This window comes from Vibrio sp. 1727 (assembly GCF_033344415.1).
GTDB classification, from domain to species: domain Bacteria; phylum Pseudomonadota; class Gammaproteobacteria; order Enterobacterales; family Vibrionaceae; genus Vibrio; species Vibrio alginolyticus.
On the sequence record NZ_JAWPOT010000464.1, the window covers coordinates 1 to 590 of the forward strand.

Consider the following 590-nt stretch of genomic DNA (forward strand, 5'->3'; position numbering starts at 1 on the left):
ATTGTTGTCTTGCCAGATCTGCTTCGTGGTGCGAGTATCTGTCACAATATTTGCCGTGGTGGCAGCTCCAGCAATGAACAGTCCCGCACATCCGCTCAAGCTTAAGATGGTACATAAAATGATAAGGCTACGTATCATAATGCTGATTCTCAAATCTATTATTCTTCGTGAGCAGGGAAAAGTACTTGGTCAATCAAATCGCATAAGCAGTGAAGAGTGACCATATGCACTTCGTGAATGCGAGCCGTGCGATGGGATGGAATGCGAATTTCTACATCGTTTTCGCCCAGTAATCCTGCCATTTCACCACCATCTTTACCTGTTAGGGCGATAATGGTCATGTCGCGAGTTACAGCCGCCTCCATCGCTTTGATGATGTTTTTGCTGTTGCCACTGGTAGAAAGCGCCAGAAGAATATCGCCTGGTTGGCCAAATGCACGAACTTGCTTAGAGAAAATCTCTTGATAGTGGTAGTCGTTTGCAACTGCCGTTAGCGTGGTGTTGTCCGCAGTCAGCGCCATAGAGGGAAGGCTAGGGCGTTCGGTCTCAAAGCGATTTAAAAGACAAGAAACACACTGTTGTGCATTTGA

Annotated in this window: 1 protein-coding gene and 1 pseudogene; both read right to left on the reverse strand. The window is 46.6% G+C overall.

Annotated features, from left to right (window positions below):
• A pseudogene (locus R8O10_RS26370) lies at positions 1-138 on the reverse strand (hemolysin); the annotation flags it as partial.
• A gap of 20 nt (positions 139-158) precedes the next feature.
• On the reverse strand, positions 159-590 hold a 432-nt coding region (locus tag R8O10_RS26375; protein ID WP_318192119.1), incomplete at its 5' end, for an SIS domain-containing protein.